Annotated in this window: 2 protein-coding genes; one reads left to right on the top strand and one right to left on the bottom strand. The window is 74.7% G+C overall.

Annotated elements, in window-relative coordinates; translation table 11 throughout:
• Nucleotides 1–158: 158 nt before the first annotated feature.
• Nucleotides 159–1,520 (bottom strand): aspartate aminotransferase family protein, encoded by a 1,362-nt coding sequence (locus tag GCU69_RS04585; RefSeq protein WP_156205192.1) that lies wholly within the window; start codon nt 1,518–1,520, stop codon nt 159–161.
• Nucleotides 1,521–1,789: 269 nt separating this feature from the next.
• Here GCU69_RS04585 and GCU69_RS04580 point away from each other — a divergent pair.
• On the top strand, nt 1,790–2,941 hold a 1,152-nt coding region (locus GCU69_RS04580), incomplete at its 3' end, for a serine/threonine-protein kinase (RefSeq protein ID WP_156205191.1).

The following is a 2,941-nucleotide window of genomic DNA, read 5'->3' as shown; positions in this document are numbered from 1 at the left end:
CGCCGAGCACACCGCCCGGCCCGGGCCCCGGTCACTCCCGATCACGCCCGGTCACACCGCCGTCGCACATCCCGATCCCCCCGGGTCACACCTGTGTGCCCCCGGTCACTCCCGGTCACCCCACCGTGTGCTCCCCGGTCACGCCGCGTGCTCCCAGGTCATGCCGTCGCGTGCTCGTCGGCCACCGCCAGCGCCGCGTCGAGCGCCGCCAGACCGTCCTTCGCCTCCGTCTCGCTGATCGTGCACGGAGGTACGACATGGGTGCGGTTCATGTTCACGAACGGCCACAGCCCGCGCTTCTTGCAGGCGGCGGCGAACGCGGCCATCGGGGCGTTCGCCTCCCCGGAGGCGTTGTACGGCACCAGCGGCTCGCGGGTCTCCGCGTCCTTGACCAGTTCCAGCGCCCAGAAGACGCCCGTGCCGCGCACCTCGCCGACCGACGGATGACGCCCGGCGATCTCCCGCAGCCCCGGCCCGAGGACGGTCTCGCCGATCCTCGCGGCGTTCTCCACGATGCCCTCCTCGGCCATCGTGTTCATCGTCGCGACGGCGGAGGCACAGGCCAGCGGGTGCCCGGAGTAGGTGAGCCCGCCCGGGTACGGCCGCCGGTCGAAGGTCGCCGCGATCTCGCCGGAGATCGCGACACCGCCCAGCGGCACATAGCCGGAGTTGACGCCCTTGGCGAAGGTCAGCAGGTCGGGCGTGACGCCGTAGTGGTCGAGCGCGAACCAGCGGCCGGTGCGGCCGAAGCCCGCCATGACCTCGTCCAGGATGAAGACGATGCCGTGCCGGTCGCAGATCTCGCGGACCCCGGCGAGATAGCCGGGCGGCGGCAGCAGCACACCGGCGGTGCCGACGACCGTCTCCAGGATGAGCGCGGCGATCGACTGCGGCCCCTCGAAGGCGATCAGCTGCTCCAGGTGTTCCAGCGCCCGCTCGCCCTCCTGCTCCTCGCTCTCGGCGTGGAAGTTCGAGCGGTAGGGGTACGGCCCGAAGAAGTGCACCACCCCGGCCGTGCCGGTGTCGGAGGCCCAGCGGCGGGGTTCACCGGTGAGGTTGATCGCGGCTGCCGTGGCGCCGTGGTACGAGCGGTAGGCGGACAGCACCTTCGGGCGGCCGGTGTGCACCCGCGCCATCCGTACGGCGTTCTCCACCGCCTCGGCGCCGCCGTTGGTGAAGAAGATCTTGTCGAGGTCGCCGGGGGTGCGTTCGGCCACCAGCCGGGCCGCCTCGGAGCGCACGTCCACGGCGAAGCCCGGCGCCACGGTGCACAGCTTGCCCGCCTGCTCCTGGATCGCGGCGACGACCTTCGGGTGCTGGTGGCCGATGTTGGTGTTCACCAACTGGGAGGAGAAGTCGAGGTAGCGATTGCCGTCGTAGTCCCAGAAGTACGAGCCCTCGGCACCGGCGACGGCGAGTGGGTCGATGAGCCCCTGGGCGGACCAGGAGTGGAAGACGTGGGCGCGGTCGGCGGCCTTGACGGCCTGTCCGGCCTGCGGATCTGCGGTCGGAGCGGTCATGTCCGCCAGCGTAGGGATCATCGTCCGCCCGCCGACACCCGCAGTTCGTATGGCCTGGGCCACGCGGCCCGGCACGGTGTCGGGCGGACGCGCGGCCGCTCTCCCCCGCACGCGGGCCGGCCCGGCCGCCGACACGATCCGGGGACCGTGCACGGATAGCGGCCCCGGCCGCCGTCCTCCCGGCCTATCCTCTGCCCAGTCGAGGCAGGCTCGCCGCCCTGCCGGGACGCGGCGGGGTGGCACGCGGGGGAGAGGCACGGGGTGCGGGCATGCAGGAACTTCGGGACGAGGACCCGCGGCGGGTCGGCGCCTACCGGCTGCTCGGCCGGATCGGCGCGGGCAGGATGGGCCCGGTCTTCCTGGCCCGCTCGGACCGGGGACGGATGGTGGCCGTCAAGCTCGTACGGCAGGATCTCGCAGCGGACCCGGAGTTCCGGGAGCGCTTCCGGCAGGAGGTGCGCGCCGCTCGCAGGGTCGGCGGCCGGTGGACCGCTCCGGTGCTCGACGCCGGCACCGAGGCGCCGCTCCCCTGGGTGGCCACGGGTTATGTCGCCGGGCCGTCGCTGCAGGAGCTGATCGCCGAGCACGGGCCGCTGCCGGAACCTTCGGTGCGCACGCTGGCCGCCGGGCTGGCGGCCGCGCTGACCGACATCCACGCCGCCGGCCTGGTGCACCGCGACCTCAAGCCGTCGAACGTCCTCGTCACGATCGACGGGCCGCGCGTCATCGACTTCGGCATCGCCCGCGCCCTCGGGACCGTCACCGACGGCGGGCCGGCCCGCACCGGCGCACTGGTGGGAGCGCCCGGCTTCACGGCGCCCGAGCAGGTGCGCGGCGAACGTGTCACGCCCGCCTGTGACGTCTTCTGCCTGGGGGCCGTCCTCGCGTACGCGGCGACCGGGCGGCCGCCGTTCGGCACGGCGGACAGCGGGGTGCACGCCCTGATCCACCGCATCGCGCACGAGGAGCCGGACCTGTCGGGCCCGGCCGGGCTCTCCGGACCGTTGCGCGAGCTGATCGGCGACTGTCTGCGGAAGGACCCGGCGCTGCGGCCGGACCCGGCACAGGTCGCGGAGCGCGTGGGCGCGGGCCTCGGGGACGGCAGGGGCCGCGAGCCGTGGCTGCCGGGCGGAGTCGTGGCGCAGCTGGGGCGGCGGGCCGTACAGCTGCTCGACCGGGAGAACCCGGACGGCCCGACGGTCACCCACCGGGGCGGAGCGGCGCGGGGCGGCCCCGCCCGGGAAGCTTCCGGGACCGGGGTTCCGGCACAGCCGCAGGGCGGCCCCGCCCGGGAAAATCCCGGGCCCGGGGATCCGGCACAACCGCGGGGCGGCCCCGCGATGCGCGCGGCCCGCGCGGAGGGCGGCGCTGCGACGGGCGACGTGGCGGGAAGCGGCGACGCGGGAAGCGGCATCGCGGGA

Origin of the sequence: Streptomyces lycii, assembly GCF_009735685.1 — a bacterium.
Lineage (GTDB): Bacteria > Actinomycetota > Actinomycetes > Streptomycetales > Streptomycetaceae > Streptomyces > Streptomyces lycii.
This window is presented reverse-complemented; position numbering and strand designations above follow the sequence as displayed.

What these genes read in the sequence shown, in the direction of transcription:
- GCU69_RS04585 (WP_156205192.1), bottom strand. Translation starts at nt 1,520, where the DNA reads ATGACCGCTCCGACCGCAGATCCGCAGGCCGGACAGGCCGTCAAGGCC.